Below are 20,228 nucleotides of genomic sequence, written 5' to 3'. Positions count from 1 at the left end.
GGCGGGTGGGGGTCAGCGCCGGTTCGGGAGCGCGTCGGCGGCGTAGACGTCGAGCAGCTCGCCGGCGAGGTAGCCGTGGCCGCTGATGTCGATGACCCGCCGCTTGGCGGCGATCGCGGAGGCGCCGCGGGCGGCCGGGCTGTCGGACAGGTGGGCGATCGCGGCGAGCAGGCCGTCGGTGTCGTCGGTGTCGACGTGCACGGCGGAGTCGCCCCAGGCGCGAGCACCCCGCGGGGCACCGAGGTGGATGGCCGGGCGGGCGAGCTGCATGACGCCCTCGGGACCGATCGCGGACATCCGGTCGCCGGCGACGACGATGTCGGAGCCGGCCACGACGTCGACGGTGGCGACGACGTCGGCGAGGATGATGTCCTCGCGGCGGGGCACGAACTCGCTCGCGATGACGCTGCGGAGCCGGCCGGCGCCGGTGAAGACGGTCGCCCAGCGGCGGTCGGGGCGGTGCTCGCTCAGCCGGACGGCCGCCTCGAGCGCGGTGGTGAGCGCCGGGTGGTCGACGAGTTCGAGCGGCACGGCGACGACGAAGGTGCCGGCGCGCACGCCGAGCGCCTCACGGATCTGCGCACGGCTGCGGACGGGCTCGTACACGGTGCGGACGTCCGGGTTCAGCAGCCGGGCGCGGGACACCACGGGCACGTCCTCGGCGAAGTGCTCGACGACGGGCTCGGTGGTGCCGAGCACGACGGCGGCGGTGCGTGCCACGACCCGGGCATCGGCGGCGGCGAAGGGGCTGCGCGGCTGGAAGCGGCCGACGGTCGCGACGAGGGCCGGGCGCAGGGACTCCGGCAGGCCGGTCATCGCGAGGCCGGCGATCGCGGAGGCATGGAGGCCGTGGGCGTGGACGACGTCGATGTGCCGGTAGTAGCGGTGGAGCGCATAGGCGCGGCCCGGATCGCCGGGGCGGGGGCCGGTCTTGACGTCGATGTCGAGATGGACGAGCCGCGGGTCGTCGACGGGCAGGTCGAGGGCTGAGAAGGTGCGCCGGTCGGAGGCGACGGCGACCTTGTAGCCGGCCTGCAGGTGCCGGGCCACGGCGAGTGCGGCGACCTCCTCGACCACGCCGACGGTGCCGGTGAGCACGTGGAGGATGCGGAGGTCGGCGGGCAGCGCGGGGAGGCCTGCGGGGTCGGCCGACTCCTCCGGGGTCACCGGGGTCGTGTCGGAAGAGGTCATCGCGGTCGGGCTCATCGTCATCCTCACGGTCGTCGAATCTGCGGTTCAGCCTACCGTCCGAGGACGGCGCGGTAGTGGTGGAGGAGGGTGGTGGCCACCTCGGGCTCGCGCGGCAGGTCGACGGCGGCGAGCGCGGCGCGCCGGCCCAGGCGGGACCGCTCCGCGGGATCGGCGAGCAGGGTGCCGAGGGCGGCGGCGAGCGCCTCGGGGTCCCCGGGCGGGACGAGGAGGCCGGCGTCGCCGAGCAGCCCGGGCACGCCGCCGACGGCGGTGGCGACGATCGCGCGGCCGGCCATCATCGCCTCTTGGACGACGAGGGCGCGAGCCTCCCAGCCGCTCGTGAGGACGAAGACGTCGGCGGCCTGGTTGAGGGCGGCGATGTCGGAGCGCTGCCCGAGGAAGCGCACCGGCAGCCGCTGCTCGGCGACCGTCTGCTCGAGGGCGGCGAGCTCGTGGGCGTCGGCGCTGCCGGCGATGAGCAGGTGCGCCTCCGGGTGCTCGGCGGTGATCCGGGAGAACGCGTCGAGGAGCAGTCGGTAGTTCTTCTGCGGGGCGATGCGGCCGACGGCGAGCACGAGCACGGAGCCGCGCGGCAGGCCGAGCTCACGGATCTTCTGCGAGCGCAGGAGCGCGATGTTGACGTCCTCGGTGAAGGCGGCGTCCGGGGCGGCGACGGGAGCGAACACGGCCGTCTGCGCCCCGCAGGCGCGGGCGCGCAGCACGAGGTCCTCACTCGCCCCGACGGTGAGGTCGGCGCGGCGGGCGACGTAGCGCTCCACGGCCTTCTCCGCCAGGCCCCGGGCACCGGTGCCGGCGGCCTGGTTGTGCCAGGTGACGACCGACACGGGGCGCTCGCGGCGGCGGATCCGGCCGAGCGCGGCGAGCGTGACGAGGCCGGCGCGGAAGCCGTGGGCGTGGACGATGTCGGCGCGGAAGGCGGTGACGAGGCGGGACAGGCGGCCGAGCGCGGCGGAGTCGCGCGGACCCACCGAGGTGCCGAGCTCGAGCGGGGCGAAGCGGACGCCGGGATGGTCGGTGAATCCGAAGTGGGATTCGGTGGCGGCGGGGCCGATGACGCCGACGGCGTGCCCGGCCGCGGCGTACTCGCGGGCGAGGGCGGCGACGTGGGTGCCGACGCCGCCGGTCGAGGTGGCCAGCACGAGCAGGATCCGCAGGGGTCCTCCATCCGCTGCACCGGCAGCGCTGTGCGCGCGGGCCTCACCGTGTCGTGCCACCACCGCTCCCCTCGTCGACGTCGGTCTCCAGCCTATGCGATCCGGGGAGCGGAATCCGACCCGGCCGGGTCCGACCCGGGACGGTCCGCATCGGAGGGGTGCGGGCGCGCGGAGCCCGCCGCACCGCCGGGCCGGTCTTCGCCCCGGCCGGCCGCCAGACGCAGCCCGGCACGCAGCAGCCCGCGGTCGACCGCGAGCAGGCCGGCGCCCATGACGGCGAGCCCGGCGAGTGCGGCGAGGACCCCGGCGAGCACGGCTCCCACGGTGGGCGGCAGGCCGGCGAACGCGGCGAGCAGGAGGTGGGAGGTCCACGCGGCGCCGACCGCAGCGGCCACGGCGAGGACGAGCGTGCGCAGCGTGCCGCCCACGGTGCCGCGCACCGCTTCCGGCCCGGCCGCCCGGCGCAGCAGGACGACGAGGAGGACACCGGCGACGATCATGCCGAGTGCGTGGCCCGCGCAGACGAGGAGGAGGGTCGCCTCGCTCACGCTCAGCGCTCCCCCGGCACCGGCCGGGCCGGCTGCGGCGCGGGAGCCGGCGAGGCCCGGCAGCGTGATCCCGCCGGCGACGAGCCCGGGCAGGACCAGCCCGCCGAGCGCCACGGTGCCCGCGACGAGGAGCCAGCCGGTGGTGGTGCCGATCGCGGCGTACCGGGAGTGCTCGAGGGAGTAGAACACGCGCGAGGCCCAGGCGACCATGCACCAGCCGGGCACGGCGAGCGCGATGAGCGTGATCCCGGCGGCCATCGTGCCGAAGGGCACGTCCGGGTTGCGGGCGGCGGCGTCGAAGGAGGAGAAGAACGCGGCGAGCGGTGCGGCGGCGGCGACGAGGACGACCGAGCCGGCGAAGCCGACGCGGATGATCATCCCGGTGGTCGTCGCCACCGTCGCGGCGACCTCCGCGGAGGCCTCGGCCACCTGCCGGCTGAGGGTGGGGAACACGACGGTGGCGATCGGCACCGCGAGCACCGCATAGGGCAGCAGGTACACCGCCTGGATGTAGCTGAAGACGACGAACACGCCGGTGCCGCCGACGGTGTTCGACACGACGAGGGTGATGAGCACGGACACCTGCTGGGCGAGCAGGGCGGTCATCCCGGCCGTCGCGAGGCGTGCTGCACGGCTCGCGACACCGGCGGGGAACCTCCAGCTGGGGCGCAGCCGCACCCCGGTGCGGGCGGTCGGCAGGGCGAGCGGCAGGGCGAGCATCGCGACCCCGGCGGTGGTGCCCCAGCCGAGCAGCGCGAGCGCACTCGGCTCCGCGGTCTCCGGCCCGCCGGCGACCGCGCCGTAGGCCAGGTAGGTGGCGATGACGACGAGGCTGGAGAGCAGCGGCATGAAGGCCGGCCAGAGGAAGCGCCGGTGGGCCTGGAGCACCCCGGTGAGGACCGCGCCGATCGCGTAGAGCACGAGCTGCGGGGCGAACATGAGGAGGAAGTGGCCGGCGAACCGGCCGGTGTCGGACTCCGCCTCGACGAACACGCCGGCGAGCTGCCGGTGGAACACCGCGACGAGCACGGCCAGCGGCAGGGTGAGCGTGATCGCCCAGGTCAGCAGCGCCGAGGCGATGCGGGACACGGCGCGCGGGTCCGCCCGGGCGAGCGGCGCGGCGAGCAGCGGCACGACCGCGCCGGCGAGTGCGCCGCCGGCGATGACCTCGTAGAGGATGTTCGGCACCTGGTTGGCGGTCTGGTAGGCGGTGCCCACCGCGCCGGCGCCGACCGTCGGGGAGAACACGAGCCAGCGGGCGAACCCGACGAAGCGCGAGAGCAGGGTGATGACGGAGACCGCGAGCGCGGCGTTGGCGAGGAGCCGGACCCAGCGGGAGGTCACGGAGCGGCGGGGGCGGCCGGCGTCCGGCCCCAGGCATCGAGCTCGCGCAGGACCGGGGTGGCCTCGATGACGCGGGTGAACGAGACCTTCTCGCTCGCGAGGGTGAGCGCGACGAGCAGGGAGAGGACGCCGAGGAGCTCCCCGCGGGAGCCCTGCAGGGCGGTGCGGGTGCCGAGTGCGGCACCGAGCGCGTTGGCGCCGGTGTCGCCGAGCATCGTGCGTCCGGCGAGGTCCTCGCCCCACACTGCCGCCGCGGTGCCGAGCACGCCGCCGGAGAGCACCGCGGCCGGCCCGTGCAGCGGCCCCAGGACGGTGACGAGTCCCGCAGCCTTGAGGCCGCGGCCGGGTCGCAGGTCGAGGAGGTTGACGAGGTTCGCGCTGCCGGCGATGACGCCGCCGGCGAGCACGGTGTCCACGCAGCGGCCGAACACCGCCGAACCCGCGAGCGGGCGGGGCTCCCGGACGACCGCGGCGGCCAGCAGGGATGCGGCGGGGATGCCGAGGACCTTGAGCCCGCCGGTGGTGACCTCGCCGCGGGCGAGCGCGCTGAGGTGGCCGCGCAGGCCCTTCGCGGACCCGGTCTCCATGAGGTCGTCGATCCCGCCGAGCACGCCGGCCGCGGCGGTCGCGGTGACGGCGGCGAACCGGTGGGCGGGTCGCGGCAGGGCGAGCGCTGCGACGGCGAGCCCGGCGGCGACGGCAGGCCCCTCGATGAGGGACACGCTCGCCCCGGAGTGGTTGGGGCGGTCGAGGCGACCGGCTCGGTCGAGCAGCGGGCGGGCGGCGGTGAGCGCACGGGCGACGCCGAACCCGGCGGCCGCGCCGACTCCGGCGAGGACGAGGCTGCGGATCACTGCTCGGCCCCCGGCACGACGGACTGCGCGTTGTCGGCGAAGCCGAAGGCGCCCGGGTTGCCGGCGATCGCCTGTTCGAGGGCGAGCGCGGCGATGACGGGGCCGGCCGTGACCTCGAGGCCGTCGGCGGTGGTGATGCCGGAGTCGTCGGAGCGCAGTGCGGAGAGCAGGCCGCGCTCGGCCGACGCGCGGGTGCCGGTGACCACGGTGGGTGCACCGGAGGCGAGCGCGGTGGCGAATGTCGCGCCGGTGGAATCCGGTTCGGACTGCGGTGGGGCGGTCGACTCGGTCGCCTCGGCCTCCGCGGAGGTCTCCGCGGCCGGCGGGGCGACGAACATCACGGCGGTCGCGGCGGCGTAGTCCGAGCCGGTGAGCCGACCGTCGTCGGAGAACGCGGTGACGACCTGGGCGGCCTGGTCGGCGGTGTAGACGGTGGGCCCGGCGTCCTCGGGCGCCGCGGTGGGCTCCGCGCCGCGCGGCGCGGTGCCGGATCCGGGCTGCGCCGCGTCCGCGGGTTCCTCGCCGTTGCCGCCCGCCGTCCCGGCACCGGCGGTGAGCGCACGGGCCAGGGCGGTGGTGAGCGCCTCGGCCGCGCCGTCCGGCAGGCTCGGGTCGATGCCGCGCAGCGTCTCGATGAGGTCCCCGGCACCCTCGGGGTCGAGCGCGGTCTCGGCGAGCGACACCTGCATGACGACCTCGGCGCCGGCCCCGGTGAGCCGCTCGTCGAGCGCGGTGAGCGCGTCGGCATCCGCCCCCGGGGAGCCGACGAGCGCGACCTCGGCGTCGGTGAGGGAATCGGCAAGCAGCTCCGGGGCGGAGGCGACGACGAACTGGTCGAGCTCCTCGGCGGAGGCACGCTCCGCGTCGAGCTCGGAGCGGAGGTTGTCCCGGTCGGTGCGCAGTGCGTCCACCTGGCTCTGCAGAGAATCGCCGATCGGCTCCTTGAGGGGCCCGGCACCGAGCACGATGCCCACCGCGAGCGCGAGGAACACCGAGATCAGCGAGACGAGGTGGTAGCGGAAATCGATCACAGCGGGAGTCTTCCTGGGATGAGGGGGGCGAGGCCGGCGGCCGCGACGTCCGCGGTCGCCGAGCCCAGTCCGAACAGGCTCTGGAACCAGCGTGCGATGCCGTCGAACTGGGCGGCGATGAGCCCGAACACCGTCTGCCCGGCGGCGGTCGCGGAGAGCGCGACGAACACCGCGAGCAGGCCGGCGAGGGCGAGCACCCACAGCTGGGTGTTGGAGATCCGCTGCCGGTAGAGCAGCGACACGCCCTTCGCGTCGACGAGCTTCGAGCCCACGCGGAGGCGGGTGAGGAACGTCGAGGCCATGCCGCGGCGGCCCTTGTCGAGGAACTCGATGACGGTGTCGTGGGTGCCGACGGCGACGATGAGCGGGGCGCCCTTGTCGTCGGCGAGGAGCATCGCAATGTCCTCGCTCGTGCCGGAGGCCGGGAAGAGCACGCACTCGAGATCGAGCTCCTGGAGCCGTTCGACGCCCGGCGCGCGGCCGTCGCGGTAGGCGTGGACGACGAGCTCCGCGCCGGAGGTCAGGGCGGCGTCGGACACCGAGTCCATGTCGCCGACGATCATGTCCGGGGTATGACCGGCCTCGAGGATCGCGTCGGCCCCGCCGTCCACCCCGATGAGCACCGGGCGGTACTCGCGGATGTAGGGCCGGAGCATCGCGAGATCCTCCTTGTAGTGGTAGCCGCGCACCACGATGAGGGCCTGCCGGTCGGTGAAGTCGGTGCGGACGTGCGGGACGACGATCTCCTCGTCGAGCAGGTCCGAGTCCTTGCGGATGTATTCGATGGTGTTCTCGACGAAGTCGACGAGCACGGTGTTCATCCCCGCCTCGGCCTCCCGCATGGAGGTCTCGATGCGGCTGAGCGTCTGCACCTGGCCGGCGGCGACGACCTCCTCACCGCGGAGCAGCTCGCCGTCGTGGAGGGTGAGCTCCTCGCCCTCGGCGACCGCGGCGAGCACCTCCTCGCCGACCCCGTCGACGAGCGGGATGCCGGCCTCGACGATGATCCGGGGCCCGATGTTCGGGTACCGCCCGGAGATCGAGCGGGCGGCGTTGACGACGGCGGCGGGCCGGCAGGCGACGAGCGCCTCGGCGGACACCCGGTCGATGTCGGCGTGGCCGATGACAGCGATCTCCCCGGCCTGGAGGCGCTTGGTGAGGTCCTTGGTGCGCGGGTCCGCGCGCACGACGGCCGGTCCGACGAGGGTGTCGGTGGGAATGGTCTCTCGGCCCTTGCGCAGTCTCATGGTGCCCTCATTCTGTCACGCCGTCCTCGGCGAACCCGGCTTTCTCCGCGGTCGAGGTGTCGAGCAGCTCGGCGGCGTGGGCGAGGGCGTTCTCGGAATCGGCCATCCCCCCGAGCATGCGGGCGAGCTCGGTGAGGCGCCCCTCACGATCGAGTGTGCGGACCCCGGACACCGCGCCGTCGGCGGCGTCGTCCTTGACGATCGTGAGGTGCTGGTCGGCCCAGGCGGCGACCTGCGCGAGGTGGGTGACGACGATGACCTGCGAGTGCTGGGCGAGGATCGCCAGGCGGCGGCCGATCTCGATCGCGGCGCGGCCGCCCACCCCGGCGTCAACCTCGTCGAACACGAAGGTGGGGAATGCGCTGTGCCCGGCCTTGACGACCTCGATCGCGAGCATCACCCGGGACAGCTCGCCGCCGGAGGCGAGCTTGCCGATGTCGCCGGGGGCGGCGGCATCGTGGGCGGTGAAGAGCATCCGCACGGTGTCGGCGCCGAGCGCGTGCGGGGCGGCCGGGGCGATCTCGAAGCTCAGCCGGGCGCGCGGCATCGACAGGGCGGCGAGCTCGGCGCCGACGGCGGCGGCGAACTCCGCCGCGGCGTGCTCGCGCGCGGTGCGCAGCGTGTCCCCGGCGGCCTCGACCGCCGCGGCGGCGGCCTCGACGCGGGCATCCATGTCGCCGAGCGAGCTCTCGGAGTTCTGCAGCTCGAGGAGCTCGGCCCCGGCGCGCTGCTCGAACGCCAGGACGGACTCGACGTCGGGGCCGAACGCGGCGAGCGAGCCGAGCTCGGCGCGGCGGGCCTCGGCGTCCTCGAGCGACATCGCACCGAGATCGTCGAACTCCTGGAGGTAGCCGGAGAGCTCGGCGGCGGTGTCGGCGAGGCGGAGCGCGGCGTCGGTGACGGCGGCGGCGAGCGGGCTCAGGGTGTCGTCCGTCGCGGCGGCGCGGGACACCTCGGCGGCGGCGCGGTTGATGAGGTCGGCGGCGTTCGCGGTCTCCTCCCAGTCGCTGCCGACGAGCAGGTCGTGGGCGCCGGACACCGCGGACTTGAGGTCCTCCGCCGCGCCCAGGCGGGCGGCGAGCGCGGTGAGCTCGACGTCCTCCCCGGCCTGCGGGCGGATCCGATCGATCGTCTCGAGGCTCGCGGTGAGGTAGGCGATCTTCTCGGCGCGCTCGGCCGCGGTGGCGTGGAGGCGCTCGTGCTCGGCGGTGAGCGTGCGCCAGCGGGTGTAGGCCTCCCGGTAGTCCGCGAGCGCCCGGGCCACCAGCTCTCCCCCGGCAGTGTCGAGGAGCTCGCGCTGGGTCGCGGCCTGCCGCAGGGTCATCTGCTCGGACTGGCCGTGCATGCTCACCAGTCCGTGGCCGGCGTCCTTGAGGACGCCGAGCGGCACGGTGCGCCCGCCGGCGGTGGCCCGGGCCCGGCCGGCGCGCGGGATGATGCGGGCGATGATCGCCTCGTCCTCGGCCTCTCCCCCGGCCTCGACGATCCGCTCGGCGACCGACGGGTCGGCGCCGTTGAGGTCGAACACGCCCTCGACGACTGCGCGCTCGGCCCCGGCGCGCACCACGTGGGACTCCGCGCGGGCGCCGGTGAGCAGGTCGAGCGCGGTGACGAACATCGTCTTGCCGGCCCCGGTCTCACCGGAGACGACGGTGAGCCCCGGGGACAGCTCGAGGCGGGCGGCGGGGATGACGCCGAGGTTCTCCAGCTGGAGCGCGACGATCACTGCGGGTTCCTCGCCGGTCCCCTCCAGCCGGTGACGGGCAGGTGGAACTTCGCCACCAGGCGGTCGGTGAAGGGACTCGTGTTGAGACGGGCGAGCGCGACCGGGGTGCGGGCGCGGGCGGCTTCGATGCGGGCGCCGGGCGGGACGTCGATCTCACGTCGACCGTCGCACCACAGCACGGCGCCCACCCCGGGGGCCGAGGGCAGGAACTCGACGCCGAGGCGCGCCGCCGGTGAGACGACGAGCGGCTTGGCGAAGAGCGCGTGGGCGCTGATCGGCACCATGAGGAGGGCCTCGACGTCGGGCCACACGATGGGGCCACCGGCGGAGAAGCCGTAGGCGGTGGAGCCGGTGGGGGTGGCGAGGATGACGCCGTCGCAGCCGAAGCTCGACACCGGGCGCGAGTCGACCCCGAGGACGAGGTCGATCATCCGGCAGTCCTCGCTCTTCTCGATCGTGGCCTCGTTGAGCGCCCAGGTGCGGTGGATGACGGCGTCGCGGTCGTAGACGGTGATGTCGAGGGCCATCCGCTCCTCGACGATGTAGTCGCGGGCCGAGGCGCGGTGGACGGCCTCGGCGAGGTCCTCCCGCTCGCTCTCGGCGAGGAACCCGACGTGGCCGAGGTTGACCCCCATGATCGGCACGCCGGAGCGGTGGAAGCGTTCGGCGGCCTTGAGGATGGTGCCGTCGCCGCCGAGCACCATGACGAGCTCGCAGCCTTCGGCGAGGCAGTCGAGCTCGGCGTCGGGGACGACCTGGATCTCCGTGTCGGGCACCCCGGTGTAGGCGACGAGCGCGCGGTACTCGGTCTCGAGCATGACCGGGCGGATGCCGTCGCTGTCGAGCGTCCGGCACACCTCGAGGGCGGCGGACCGGGCGTCGCCGCGGTGCGGGTGGAGGACGACGACGATGGTGCGGCTCATGTGTCCTCCTCGCTGATCCGGCGGCTGATGTCGGCCGCCGTGACCTGGGGCTCCGGCGGCACTGAGGACGATCCTACCGACCGGGGCGCGCGAACACACACGAAGTACTCCCGGTTGCCGGTGGGGCCGGGCAGGCGGGAGGGCGCCCAGCCGAGCACCGCGCCGCCCAGGCGGGTCGCCGCGTCGACGACCCGGACGACGGCGGCTGCACGGTCGTCCGCGCGGTGGGCGACCCCGTGCTTGTCGAGGGCGGCGCGGCTGAGCTCGAACTGGGGCTTGACCATGAGGAGGAGCAGCCCGCCGGGGCGGGTGACGGCGAGCAGTCGGTCGAGGAGGAGGGTGAGGGAGATGAAGGACACGTCGGCGACGACGAGGTCGACGGCGGTGTCGGGGGCGAGCCAGGACGGCTCGAGCTCACGGAGGTTGTGGCCCTCGAGGGAGTGCACGCGGGGGTCGGAGCGGAGTGCGGGGTCGAGCTGCGCGTGGCCGACGTCGACGGCGTGGACGCGCCGGGCCCCGCGGTCGAGCAGCACCTGGGTGAAACCGCCGGTCGAGGCCCCGGCGTCGAGGCACACCGCCGCGCGCGGAGCGTCCTCGCAGTCGAGGTCGGTGAGTGCGCCGAGGAGCTTGTGGGCGCTCCGGGCGACCCAGGGGTCCGCGGCACGGACCTCGAGGCGGGATCCCGGGTGCGTGGGGTGGGCTGCGCGGGTCACCGCCCGGTCGTCGACGAACACGCGGCCGGCGGCGATCTCCCGGGCGGCGCGGGTGCGGGAGCGGACGAGGCCGCGGGCGACGAGCGCGCGGTCGAGGCGGGTCGGCCTGCCGGTTTCCGCATCCGACCGGCCGGGATCCGGCCGGGGCGGGCCGGGATCCGCGCCGGGCGGGCGGCTGCTCACTGGGAACGCAGCCCCTCGTCGAGGTCGCTGAGCAGTGCCTCGGCCGCGGCGAGGGACTCGGCCGGGTCGAGCGCGCGGAGGCGGGTGAGCTCGGCTTCCCAGGCCGCGGTGTCACGCCGACCGGCGACGCTCGCCGGGGTGGGGCGGGGGGAATCCGACCCAGCGGGGCGGGGGGAATCCGACCCAGCGGGGCGGGGATCGTCAGCCATCGGCCCTCCGCGGGAATGCGGGGTCGATCTCCCATGCGGTGTCCGCCGGCTGCTCGGCGAGCAGTGCGAGGGCGGCGGCCGCCGCGTCGAGCGCCGGGCCGGTCGAGCTCAACACTCCGCCAGACAGGGTGACGACGGCGTCCCCGCAGCGTGCGGTGTGCGCCTCGACCGTCGCTGCGGGGGCGGGCGCGAGGAGATCACCGAGGGTGGCGATGATGCGGTCGGGGCGGTGCTCGGCGGGTGCGGTGAGCGCGTCGTGGATGTCGTGGATCCCGGTGAGGACGAGTGCGGAGGTGTACCCGGCCGCCCGCCCGCCGGCGATGTCGGTGTCGAGCCGGTCGCCGACCATGATCGGGTGGGTGCCGCCGATCGTCGCGGCGGCCGTCTGCAGCATGAGCGCAGCCGGCTTGCCGGTGACGCGGGGTTCGCGCCCGGTGGTGTCGGCGACGATGCGGACGAAGGCGCCGTTGCCGGGCAGCAGTCCGCGCTCGGTCGGCATCGTGAGGTCGCGGTTCGTCGCCCACCAGTCGACGCCGGCGGCCACGGCGACGCAGGCCTCGGCGATGTCGTGCCAGGTGATGTCGCGGAAGAAGCCCTGGACGAGGGCGTCGGGCTCGTCGTCGGCGGACTCGACCACGGTGAAGCCGGCTTCGCGGACGAGCTCGGTGAGCGCGGTGCTGCCGATGACGAGCACCCGGGACCCGGCGCCGAGCTCGTCCGCCATCGCCCGGGCGGCGACCCCGGCGGAGGTGGTGACGACCTCGGGCCGGGCCGGCAGGCCGAGCTCGAGGAGGTGATCGGCGATCTCCGCGGCGGCCCGGGAGGCGTTGTTCGTAACGTAGCCGAACGGGATGCCGCGGGATTCGAGCTCCGCGAGCGCCTCGACCGCGCCGGGGACCGCGTGGGGTCCGGCGTACACGACGCCGTCGAGGTCGAGGAGCACGGAGTCGAAGGACAGGGCGCGGGGGTCCATCGGCATCAGAGATCGAACAGCGGCGCGGTCATCTCTTCGTCGTCGTCGGTGCGGCGGCGACGGTCCTCGTCGGTGTCTGTCTCACCGTCGGTGTCCTTCTCGCTGTCGGTGTCGGCGGGGGTGACGGTGTCAGTGTCCTTCTCGCTGACAGCGTCGGCGGAGGCGGAGGCGCCGGTGTCGGTGCCGGTGTCGGTGGAACCCGCGGCGGTTTCGACAGCGACCTCGGCAGGCGCCTCGGGCGCGGTCTCGTGCGGTGCGGAGTCCTCGGCGAGTGCCTCGGCCTCGCTGTCGGCGGGAATCGGCTCCGTCCCGGCGGGTGCTGCGTCGTCGTCGAATCCGGCCTCGGCGAGGATCTCGTCGATCTCGGCCTCGATCTCCTCCTGGAAGCTGCGCGGTGCGGAGTCCGGGTCGAACTCACCGCTCGGGAGCTCGGGATCGACGGCCTCCGCAGTCGGCTCGACCGATGGCACGGCACCGGTCGCCGGGATGTCCCCGGTCGCCGCGGTGGCGGACTCGGCTGTGTCCGCGGCAGCGCCGGGTTCGGTGTCCGGGTCCGTGATCTGTGCGGTGCCGGCACCAGCGCCGGTGTCGGAATCCGCAGCGGTCCCGGAGTCCACAGCGGTGTCCGTGCTCTCAGCGGCGACCGTGCTCTCGGCGGTGTCGGGGACCACGGGCTCGTCCTCGATCTCCTCGATGGTGAAGATCTCGACGTCGGCGTTCGGGTCGGGCTCCTCGTCGCCGAAGAACGTGTTCGTCGCCTTCGCGGTGCGGCGGGCGAGCTCCTCGTACTTGTCGGCGGTCTCGGGGTCGCCGTCGATCCGCAGGATGTCGGCGTAGGCGGACATGAGCCGGACCGTCGCTCCGGAGGCGTTACCGGTGAAGCTCTGCTTCTCGAGCAGCGCACGGGCCGCCCGGACGTGTCCCTTGTCGGTGTGGGCCCCCGCGGCGACAATCATGAGCTCGGTGTAGAGCTCCGGCGCCACCGTGGTCGGGTCCACCTCGTCGATGAGCTCGAGGGCCTTGTCCGGCTTGCCGCGGCCGCGCTCGGCGTCGGCGAGGAGCGCGAGGTTGTCCGTCGAGCCGGTGATCCGGCGGTGGGTGCGCAGCTCGCGCACGGCTTCGTCGTACTTCTCGAGCTGGTAGGCGACGAGTCCCATCGCCTCGCGGACCGCACCGATCCGGCCGGCTCGGTTGAGCGCGAACTTCGCGTGCTGGTAGGCGGCCTCGGGGTCCACGTCGAGGAGCCGACCGGCGGCGACGAGGTGCTTCGACACCGACTCGGCGTTGTCCTTCTCGAGCGGTCGCAGCTGGGACCTGACGGGGCCGGCGAGCTCGCGGCCGGTGATGTTCTCGGGCAGCGCGGGCTCCGGGATGCGTTCGCGGCGCGGGAAGTCACGCTCGGCGTCCCGGCGGGGACGCCGGTCGTCACGGCGATCATCACGCCGGTCATCGCGGCGCGGTCCGCCGTGCCGGGGTCCGCCGCGCTGGTCATCGCGCCGGAAGTCGCGGCCGCGGTCATCGCGGCGATCGTTCCGGCGGGGCCCGTCGCGCCGGTCACCCCGGCGGTCGTCACGATGGTCATCGCGGCGATCGTCGCGGCGGAAGTCGCGGGAGTCGCCGTCACGGCGGGGACGCCGGTCGTCGCGGTCGCCGCCGCGGTAGCCGCCGGAGCGGTCATCGCGGCGGGAGCCGCCCGAGCGGCCGTCCCGGCGGTCGTCGCGGCGGAAGTCCCGGCCCTGCGCGTCCCGGCGCTCGCCTCGGCGGTCGTCCCTCCGGACATCACGGCGATCGTCGCGCCGGTGATCACGGGCTCCGGCGTCACGGCGGGGACCCCGGTCGTCCTGTCGGAAGTCGCGGCCCTGCCCGTCCCGGCGGTCGCCTCGGCGGTCATCGCGCCGGAAGTCGCGGCGCTCGCCGCCGCGGAAGTCGCGCGCGTCCCCGTCACGGCGGGGACGTCGGTCACCCCGGTCGTCGCGGCGGAAATCACGACCGCGGTCTTCGCGACGGAAGTCCCTGCCCTCGCCGTCACGGCGGGGGCGGCGGTCGTCGCCGCGGTACCCGCCGCGGGAATCGCCCCGGTCGTCCTTCCGGAAGTCCCGGCCCTCACCATCGCGGCGGGGGCGACGGTCGTCACCGCGCTGCATGCGGCCGTCGCCGCGGAAGTCCCGCCCGCGGTCACCGCCGCGCGGGCGCTGCTCGCCCCGGTCGTCGCCGCGCTGCCCGCCTCGCTCGTCCCGCCGGAAGTCGCGTCCTCGATGATCCCCGCGACCTCCCTTGTCCCCGTCGGCGCCTCGGCGCTCGGAACGGTATGAGCTGTCGTCAGGATGCGGCACGGTTCTCCCTATGCGGATATGGGGTGGGATTGTCGACCCTCATTCTAGACCCGTGCTCGGACAGCCGGAGAATTCACCAGCCGTCCACGTGACGCTCGCCTCACACCCGCCTCTCCTTCCTAATCTCGGACGAGTCGCCTCCGGCACGGAGGCGGGCCCGCGCACCGCCGCCGGCCGCACCGACCCACCGAAAGGCCTCCATGCCCCGCGCTCTCGTCTCCGGACTGCTCACCACCGCTCTCGTCGGCATCACCGCCCTCGCCCCGGCCGTGACGGCCCATGCCGCAACCGCTCGGGCCGCCGGCGCGATCGAGCACTCGGCGGCGGATCCCGCACTCACCCTCGATCCGGTCGGCGTGCACCGCACCGGACTGTTCGAGGAGAGCGCCGCGGAGATCGTCGTCCACTACGCCGCCCAGCAGCAGACTCTCGTCGTCAACGCCGCGGCCGGCACCGTGAACGTCCTCGATTCGAGCGACCCGGCCGATCCCCAGCAGCTGTTCGAGCTCGATTCGGCCGGCATCGCCGCCGCCGACGGTTCGACGGTGCCGGCCGGCGGCGTGGCGAACTCGGTTGCGGTCCGCGAGGACGGCCTCGCGGCGATCGCCGTCGAGCACCCGACGAAGACCGAGGCCGGGTGGATCTCCTTCTTCGACCTCTCCGGTGCGAAGCCGGCGGCGCTCGGCGCGGTGCGCACCGGCGCCCTGCCCGATTCGATCACCTTCTCCCCCGCCGGGGACTTCGCCGTGGTGGCGAACGAGGGCGAGCCGGCGGAGGATTACTCCGTCGACCCGGAGGGCTCGGTCGGCGTCATCGCCCTGCCGGATTCCGTCGCGGCCCCGGAGCAGGACGATGTGCGGCTCGCCGGGTTCCGCGCGTTCGAGGGCGATGCCCTGCCCGAGGGCGTGCGGATCTTCGGCGGTCGCGAGGACGCCGGCACCGGCACCCCGGAGTTCCCGGTGGCGGAGAACCTCGAGCCCGAGTACGCGACGGTGATCGGTGAGCGCGCCTACGTCTCCCTGCAGGAGGCGAACGCACTCGCGGTCGTCGACCTCGCCTCGGCCTCGGTCGAGCGTCTCCTCCCGCTCGGCACCCAGGACCTCTCCGCGGTCGACACCGATGTCTCCGATCGGGACGGCGGGATCGGGTTCGACACCTGGCCGGTGCAGACATTCATGATGCCCGACACGCTCAAGTCGGTGTCGATCGGCGGCAGCGACTACCTGCTCACCGCGAACGAGGGCGATTCCCGCGACTGGGACGGCTACTCCGAGGAGATCCGGGTCAAGGATTTCGGCACGGACGGCGTCGCCCCGCTGTGCGAGTCCGTCGCGGCGGAGGCCGGGATGAGCATCGAGGAGCTCCAGCGGGACGAGGGCCTCGGACGGCTCAAGGCGACCGCGGCGAACGGGCTCAGCGCCGACGGCTCGTGCTACGAGCAGATCCACGGCTTCGGCGGCCGCTCGTTCTCGATCCTCGACACCGACGGTGCCGTGGTGTTCGACTCCCGGGACGAGTTCGAGAAGATCACCGCGGAGGCCGTTCCGGACTTCTTCAACTCCGACAACACCGAATCGAGCTTCGACGACCGCTCCGACGACAAGGGCCCCGAGCCCGAGGCGATCGAGGTCGGGTCCATCGGTGAGAAGACCTTCGCCTTCATCGGTCTCGAGCGGGTGGGCGGGGTCATGGTCTACGACATCACCCGGCCCGACGATGCGGAGTTCGTCACCTACTTCAACAACCGGAACTTCGGGGTGGAGGACCTCGGTGCCGACCTCGACGCGGCCGGCGATTCCGGGCCGGAGAGCATCGTCTTCGTCCCGGCCGCCCAGATGGAGACCCCCGCCGAGGGCGTGGCCGGCATGCTCGTCATCGGCAACGAGGTGACGGGCACGACGACCTTCTACCACGTGAAGAGCGACCTCGCCGAGGATCGGCCCGGCGACGACCCGAGCGCCCCCGGGACCGAGCAGCCGAGCACCGGACCTACTCCGACGGACGACCCGGCTCCGACCGGTTCCCCGACGGACGGCGCGGAGCCGACTGCGACGCCGACGAGCACGCAGGCCCCGGCTCCGGGTCCCGACGGCGGTTCCGATGACGACTCCGACGATCGGGCAGGCGGCGGACCGCTGCCGCGCACCGGCACGGACGCGGCGATCCTCGCCGGGATCGGCGCTCTCCTCGCAGCCATCGGCGCCGCAGCCGTCTGGCTCACCCGCCGCGCCCGTTGCTGACCCAGACCTCGATTTCCGAAGGTTCCTGAGAGCGGGGCACGGGGCGAGGAGCGCACCGCCTCCAGCGAACTGCGCGGTATCCGAAACCGAGCGCGCAATTGTGCGCTCGGTTCGGGATACCGCGCAGTCGGGTGTGGTCCTGCAGTCAGCCGACCTCGAAGGCGTGGGCGAGGGCCTGCCAGGCGGCGTCGAGGTCGCTGCCGGGCGGGAACCGGCCGTCGACCTCGAGGATCGCGAGCCCGTGGGCCGCCGCCCACAGCGCCTGCGCCCGCACCGGGTCCCCCGTGGCCTCGAAGAATGGTGTGCCCGCCCACTCCTCGAGCCCGGGCGGGAGTGCTGAGCGGTCGAGCGGACCGGTGGTGGCGAGTCGGTAGAGCTCGGCGGAGCCGCTCGCACTGCTCCGGTACTCGGTGAGCAGGGCACCGACCGCCGACTCCTCGCCTTCCACGGCGGCGCTGCGCACCGCCTCCCAGCAGCGCGTGCCGATCTCGATGAAGGCGTCGGTGAGGAGGAGGGTGCGCAGCTCCTCCTTGCCGGAGAGATGCTTGTAGAGCGAGGGCGCGCGGATCCCGAGGTCGTCGGCGAGGATGCGCGTCGACAGCGCCTCCCACCCGGCGTCCTCGACGAGGACCCGGGCGCGGGCGACGATCGCATCGACGCGCGCGGTCCGCTCCGGAATGACCGGCGGATCGGAGGACGGGGCCGGAGCGTCCGACATGGTGGCCTCCTCTGGATCCATGGTCACGGCCGGGACTGCTGCAGCTGCGCGGCACGTTCGCCGATCGCGGTGTTGACCGCGACGAACTCCGGCTCCATCGCCCTGAGCATGCCGGTGGTCCACGGCACGAGGGCGCCGACGAAGGTCTCCTCCTGCGTCAGACGGGTGCCGCCGTCGGGGAGCGGTGAGAGGACGAAGGAGTGGGTGCCTTCGGCGAGCCCGGGGACCGCCGTGCTGCCGCGCCACGTGAGCTCGCGGCCGGGATCGGCGACGAGGACGCGCGGAGTGAAGCGCATGGTGCCGTCACCGAACACCACGGTGTTGTCGAGGCGCTCCCCCTCCGCGACGGTGCCGCTGCTCTCGATGATCGAAGGGTTCCACTCGTGGTAGGCAGAGGTGTCGGCGAGCACGGCCCACACCTCTGCCGGAGATGCCGCGAGGTCCGTGGTCGCGGTGACGCGTACGGGGCGCAGGGCCCCGTGAACGAACGACCCGGCGACGATGCAGACGATGGTGGCGACGATGACGGTGATGATCTGTCCGGGATTCATGATGCCCCCTGGGCTGGATGCGAATGCAGCTAACACTGTTACCTTAGCGTGCGGCTAACACTGTTAGCAATACCTGTGAGCACTCGATTCCAGCCGGTTTCCGACACTGGATCCACCGTTCTCCGCACGGTCGCGGCCCGCCCGCGCGGAGCATTGCCTCCCCGATCGGATGGGAAGAGGGGGCGGCGCGCGGGTTCAGGGAGCGAGGTCGGCGAGGATCTCCGCGGCCGAGGCGCGCCTGCAGTGCGCGTATCCCGTCCCCGCCCAGGCGTTGATGCCGTCGGGGTCGGTTGCCGCCGCCCGAAGTGGGCTGGTGAGGAAGTGGACCTCGGGGTAACCGATAACGGAGTGCCGGGTCATCCGCTCGATGAAGGCGTTGCGCAATCCGCGGGCCGGGCGGCCGGAGAACACCCGGGTGACGACGGTCTCGGTGGAGCGCCCAGCTTCGAGCGCCTGCCGGTGGAGCGGTCTGGTGCCGGCCTCCTCGGCGAGGAGGAACGCGGTGCCCGCCTGCGCCGCATGCGCGCCGGCCTCGAGCACGCGAGCCACGTCAGCGCGCGTCGCGAGTCCTCCGGCGGCGATGAGCGGCACGGACGTCAGACCGCGCACGGCGTCGAGGAGTGCCTCGAGGGGCAGCTCGGAGGGTTCGGCCCGCTGGTCGTGCTGGGCCCGGTGCCCACCGGCCAGCGGGCCCTGGAGCACGAGAGCGTCGGGGTCGAGCGCGAGGGCGGCCTGCGCCTCGGCGACGGTCGTCGCGTTGAGCACGACCGCACTCCCGGCCTCCTGCAGCGCGTGGGCGTGCTCCGCGGTGGGGAGTCCGAAGGTGAAGGACACGACGGGGACGGGGTCGGCGAGGAGCTGCTCGAGCTTCGCGCCGTACTCGTCGTCGCCGGCGGGTCGGACCTCGGGGGCCGGGACTCCGAGCTCTGCGGCGAAAGGGCGGAGCGCGCGGGCGTAGGCGTCGAGGTCGCCCGGGGCAGACGGGTGCACCTCCGGCACGAAGACGTTCATCGCGAAGGGGCGGTCAGTGAGACGGCGGACCGCGGCGATCTCGTCGACCATGTCCGCTGCGGTGCGGTAGCCGGCGGCGAGCGAACCGAGTCCGCCGGCGCGGCTCACCGCGGCGACGAGCGCCGGGGTCGAGGGTCCGCCGGCCATCGGCGCCTGGATGATCGGGTGGGTGAGGTCGGTGAGGCGGAATGTCATGAGCGGAGTCCTTCGAGGTAGGCGGGGAGTGCGTCCTGGATGTCGCCGCGGATGACTTCGTCGGCGGCGGAGTCGAACGGGGTCGGCTCCGCGTTGACGATGACTCCGGCGGCGCCGAACTCGAGTGCGAGCGGGAACAGGGAAGCGACCGGTTGCACGAACAGGCTGGTGCCGACGGCGATCATGATGTCGCAGGATTCCGCGGCGGAGGTGGCGGCCTCGATGACGTCTGCGTCGAGCATCTCCTCGAACAGGATCGTCGTGGCGCGGATGATGCCGCCGCACATCGGGCACGGCGGATCCTCCTCCCCCGCACGGACCCGATCGATCATCTCTGCCATCGGACCGGCCGCCCGGCAGTACTCACAGCGCCACCGGCGCACGTTGCCGTGGACCTCGTGGACGAGTTCGGGGCTCGAGCCGGCGGCCTGATGGAGGCCGTCGATGTTCTGCGTGATGATGCCGGAGATCTGCCCGGAACCCTCGAGCTCGGCGATCGCACGGTGTGCCGGGGTGGGTTCGACGTCCCAGACGGCCGAGGCGGCAGGCAGCTGCCAGGCGCGCTTCCGGATCTCCGGGTCGCGCAGGTACCAGGAGAGAGTGGAGGTCTTCTCGGCCTCGGAGTCCCTGGTCCACACCCCCTGGGGCCCGCGGAAGTCGGGAATGCCGGCTCCGGTGCTGATCCCGGCGCCGGTGAGGAACGTGATCAACGGTTGAGTGCTCATGCATCCATTGTCGCCCGAGTCCAGGGTCGCTGCCCAGGCGTGCAGCGCAGGATGCGGGCGAAGCCCGAGGGCCCCATTGAACGAGAGAAGGCACACCCGGGCGTGGGTGTGCCTGACGATGGGACGACGACAATCGGTCGAGGTGTCCTTGGTGGTGAATGGGCGAAGGCCCTCGAGCTCGGGGTCTCTTATCGGTGGGCGGTGCTTCGTGGGTGAATGACGAAAGGCACACCCCGTTCGGGGTGTGCCATTCGTTGAAGAATATTGCGGCGGTGACTTACTCTCCCACACCCTGTCGAGTGCAGTACCATCAGCGCTGGCAGGCTTAGCTTCCGGGT

18 protein-coding genes and 1 rRNA gene are annotated in these 20,228 nt (G+C 73.7%); 2 read left to right on the top strand and 17 right to left on the bottom strand.

What is annotated here, in order from left to right:
• Nucleotides 1-12: 12 nt before the first annotated feature.
• The 12 genes from ABD883_RS12320 to ABD883_RS12265 are packed head-to-tail and all read right to left on the bottom strand — an operon-like array spanning nucleotide 13 to nucleotide 13,274.
• A complete protein-coding gene (locus ABD883_RS12320; protein WP_345032473.1) occupies nucleotides 13-1,206 on the bottom strand; it encodes a glycosyltransferase family protein in 1,194 nt (397 codons plus the stop codon).
• Nucleotides 1,207-1,241: 35 nt separating this feature from the next.
• Complete coding sequence (locus ABD883_RS12315; RefSeq protein ID WP_345032471.1) at nucleotides 1,242-2,426, bottom strand: glycosyltransferase family 4 protein; 1,185 nt, start codon at nucleotides 2,424-2,426, stop codon at nucleotides 1,242-1,244.
• A 32-nt stretch (nucleotides 2,427-2,458) separates the two neighbouring features.
• Nucleotides 2,459-4,258, bottom strand: coding sequence for a murein biosynthesis integral membrane protein MurJ (gene murJ / locus ABD883_RS12310; protein ID WP_345032469.1), 1,800 nt, complete (start codon nucleotides 4,256-4,258; stop codon nucleotides 2,459-2,461).
• The gene (locus tag ABD883_RS12305) at nucleotides 4,255-5,112 is read right to left on the bottom strand and encodes a hypothetical protein (RefSeq protein ID WP_345032467.1); all 858 of its coding nucleotides are present in this window, start codon (nucleotides 5,110-5,112) and stop codon (nucleotides 4,255-4,257) included. The genes murJ and ABD883_RS12305 overlap by 4 nt, the downstream gene beginning before the upstream one ends.
• Nucleotides 5,109-6,143 (bottom strand): copper transporter, encoded by a 1,035-nt coding sequence (locus tag ABD883_RS12300; protein WP_345032464.1) that lies wholly within the window; start codon nucleotides 6,141-6,143, stop codon nucleotides 5,109-5,111. Before ABD883_RS12300 ends, ABD883_RS12305 begins: the two co-directional genes overlap by 4 nt.
• Nucleotides 6,140-7,390, bottom strand: a complete 1,251-nt coding sequence (gene steA, locus ABD883_RS12295) for a putative cytokinetic ring protein SteA (RefSeq protein WP_137320020.1) — start codon at nucleotides 7,388-7,390, stop codon at nucleotides 6,140-6,142. The genes ABD883_RS12300 and steA overlap by 4 nt, the downstream gene beginning before the upstream one ends.
• 7 nt (nucleotides 7,391-7,397) lie before the next feature.
• Nucleotides 7,398-9,116 (bottom strand): DNA repair protein RecN, encoded by a 1,719-nt coding sequence (gene recN, locus ABD883_RS12290; protein ID WP_345032462.1) that lies wholly within the window; start codon nucleotides 9,114-9,116, stop codon nucleotides 7,398-7,400.
• Nucleotides 9,113-10,039: an NAD kinase gene (locus tag ABD883_RS12285; protein ID WP_137320022.1), complete on the bottom strand. Its 927-nt coding sequence runs from the start codon at nucleotides 10,037-10,039 to the stop codon at nucleotides 9,113-9,115. The genes recN and ABD883_RS12285 overlap by 4 nt, the downstream gene beginning before the upstream one ends.
• The gene (locus tag ABD883_RS12280) at nucleotides 10,036-10,935 is read right to left on the bottom strand and encodes a TlyA family RNA methyltransferase (protein ID WP_345032459.1); all 900 of its coding nucleotides are present in this window, start codon (nucleotides 10,933-10,935) and stop codon (nucleotides 10,036-10,038) included. Before ABD883_RS12280 ends, ABD883_RS12285 begins: the two co-directional genes overlap by 4 nt.
• Nucleotides 10,932-11,144: a hypothetical protein gene (locus tag ABD883_RS12275; protein WP_345032457.1), complete on the bottom strand. Its 213-nt coding sequence runs from the start codon at nucleotides 11,142-11,144 to the stop codon at nucleotides 10,932-10,934. Before ABD883_RS12275 ends, ABD883_RS12280 begins: the two co-directional genes overlap by 4 nt.
• Nucleotides 11,137-12,123 (bottom strand): HAD-IIA family hydrolase, encoded by a 987-nt coding sequence (locus ABD883_RS12270; protein ID WP_254668811.1) that lies wholly within the window; start codon nucleotides 12,121-12,123, stop codon nucleotides 11,137-11,139. Before ABD883_RS12270 ends, ABD883_RS12275 begins: the two co-directional genes overlap by 8 nt.
• Entirely contained in the window at nucleotides 12,123-13,274 is a 1,152-nt protein-coding gene (locus ABD883_RS12265) for a hypothetical protein (protein ID WP_345032454.1), read from the bottom strand. Before ABD883_RS12265 ends, ABD883_RS12270 begins: the two co-directional genes overlap by 1 nt.
• Here ABD883_RS12265 and ABD883_RS12260 point away from each other — a divergent pair.
• Entirely contained in the window at nucleotides 13,212-14,429 is a 1,218-nt protein-coding gene (locus ABD883_RS12260; protein ID WP_345032452.1) for a hypothetical protein, read from the top strand. The genes ABD883_RS12265 and ABD883_RS12260 overlap by 63 nt on opposite strands.
• A 221-nt stretch (nucleotides 14,430-14,650) precedes the next feature.
• A complete protein-coding gene (locus tag ABD883_RS12255; RefSeq protein WP_345032450.1) occupies nucleotides 14,651-16,690 on the top strand; it encodes a choice-of-anchor I family protein in 2,040 nt (679 codons plus the stop codon).
• A 145-nt stretch (nucleotides 16,691-16,835) separates the two neighbouring features.
• Here the strand turns inward: ABD883_RS12255 and ABD883_RS12250 are convergent, their stop codons facing one another.
• From ABD883_RS12250 to rrf, 5 genes are all read right to left on the bottom strand, one after another.
• Nucleotides 16,836-17,408: a TetR/AcrR family transcriptional regulator gene (locus tag ABD883_RS12250; RefSeq protein WP_345032448.1), complete on the bottom strand. Its 573-nt coding sequence runs from the start codon at nucleotides 17,406-17,408 to the stop codon at nucleotides 16,836-16,838.
• A 23-nt stretch (nucleotides 17,409-17,431) separates the two neighbouring features.
• A complete protein-coding gene (locus tag ABD883_RS12245; RefSeq protein WP_345032446.1) occupies nucleotides 17,432-17,959 on the bottom strand; it encodes an SRPBCC family protein in 528 nt (175 codons plus the stop codon).
• Between the two features lie 195 nt (nucleotides 17,960-18,154).
• Complete coding sequence (locus tag ABD883_RS12240; RefSeq protein WP_345032444.1) at nucleotides 18,155-19,165, bottom strand: NAD(P)H-dependent flavin oxidoreductase; 1,011 nt, start codon at nucleotides 19,163-19,165, stop codon at nucleotides 18,155-18,157.
• Nucleotides 19,162-19,890, bottom strand: coding sequence for an SIR2 family NAD-dependent protein deacylase (locus ABD883_RS12235; protein ID WP_345032441.1), 729 nt, complete (start codon nucleotides 19,888-19,890; stop codon nucleotides 19,162-19,164). Before ABD883_RS12235 ends, ABD883_RS12240 begins: the two co-directional genes overlap by 4 nt.
• Nucleotides 19,891-20,154: 264 nt before the next feature.
• Nucleotides 20,155-20,228, bottom strand: a 5S ribosomal RNA gene (rrf, locus tag ABD883_RS13820); the annotation flags it as partial.

The sequence above is a fragment of the Brevibacterium pityocampae genome (genome assembly GCF_039541555.1).
Lineage (GTDB): Bacteria > Actinomycetota > Actinomycetes > Actinomycetales > Brevibacteriaceae > Brevibacterium > Brevibacterium pityocampae.
The sequence above is the reverse complement of the archived record's forward strand: the minus strand, read 5'-3'. Positions and strand labels throughout refer to the sequence as shown.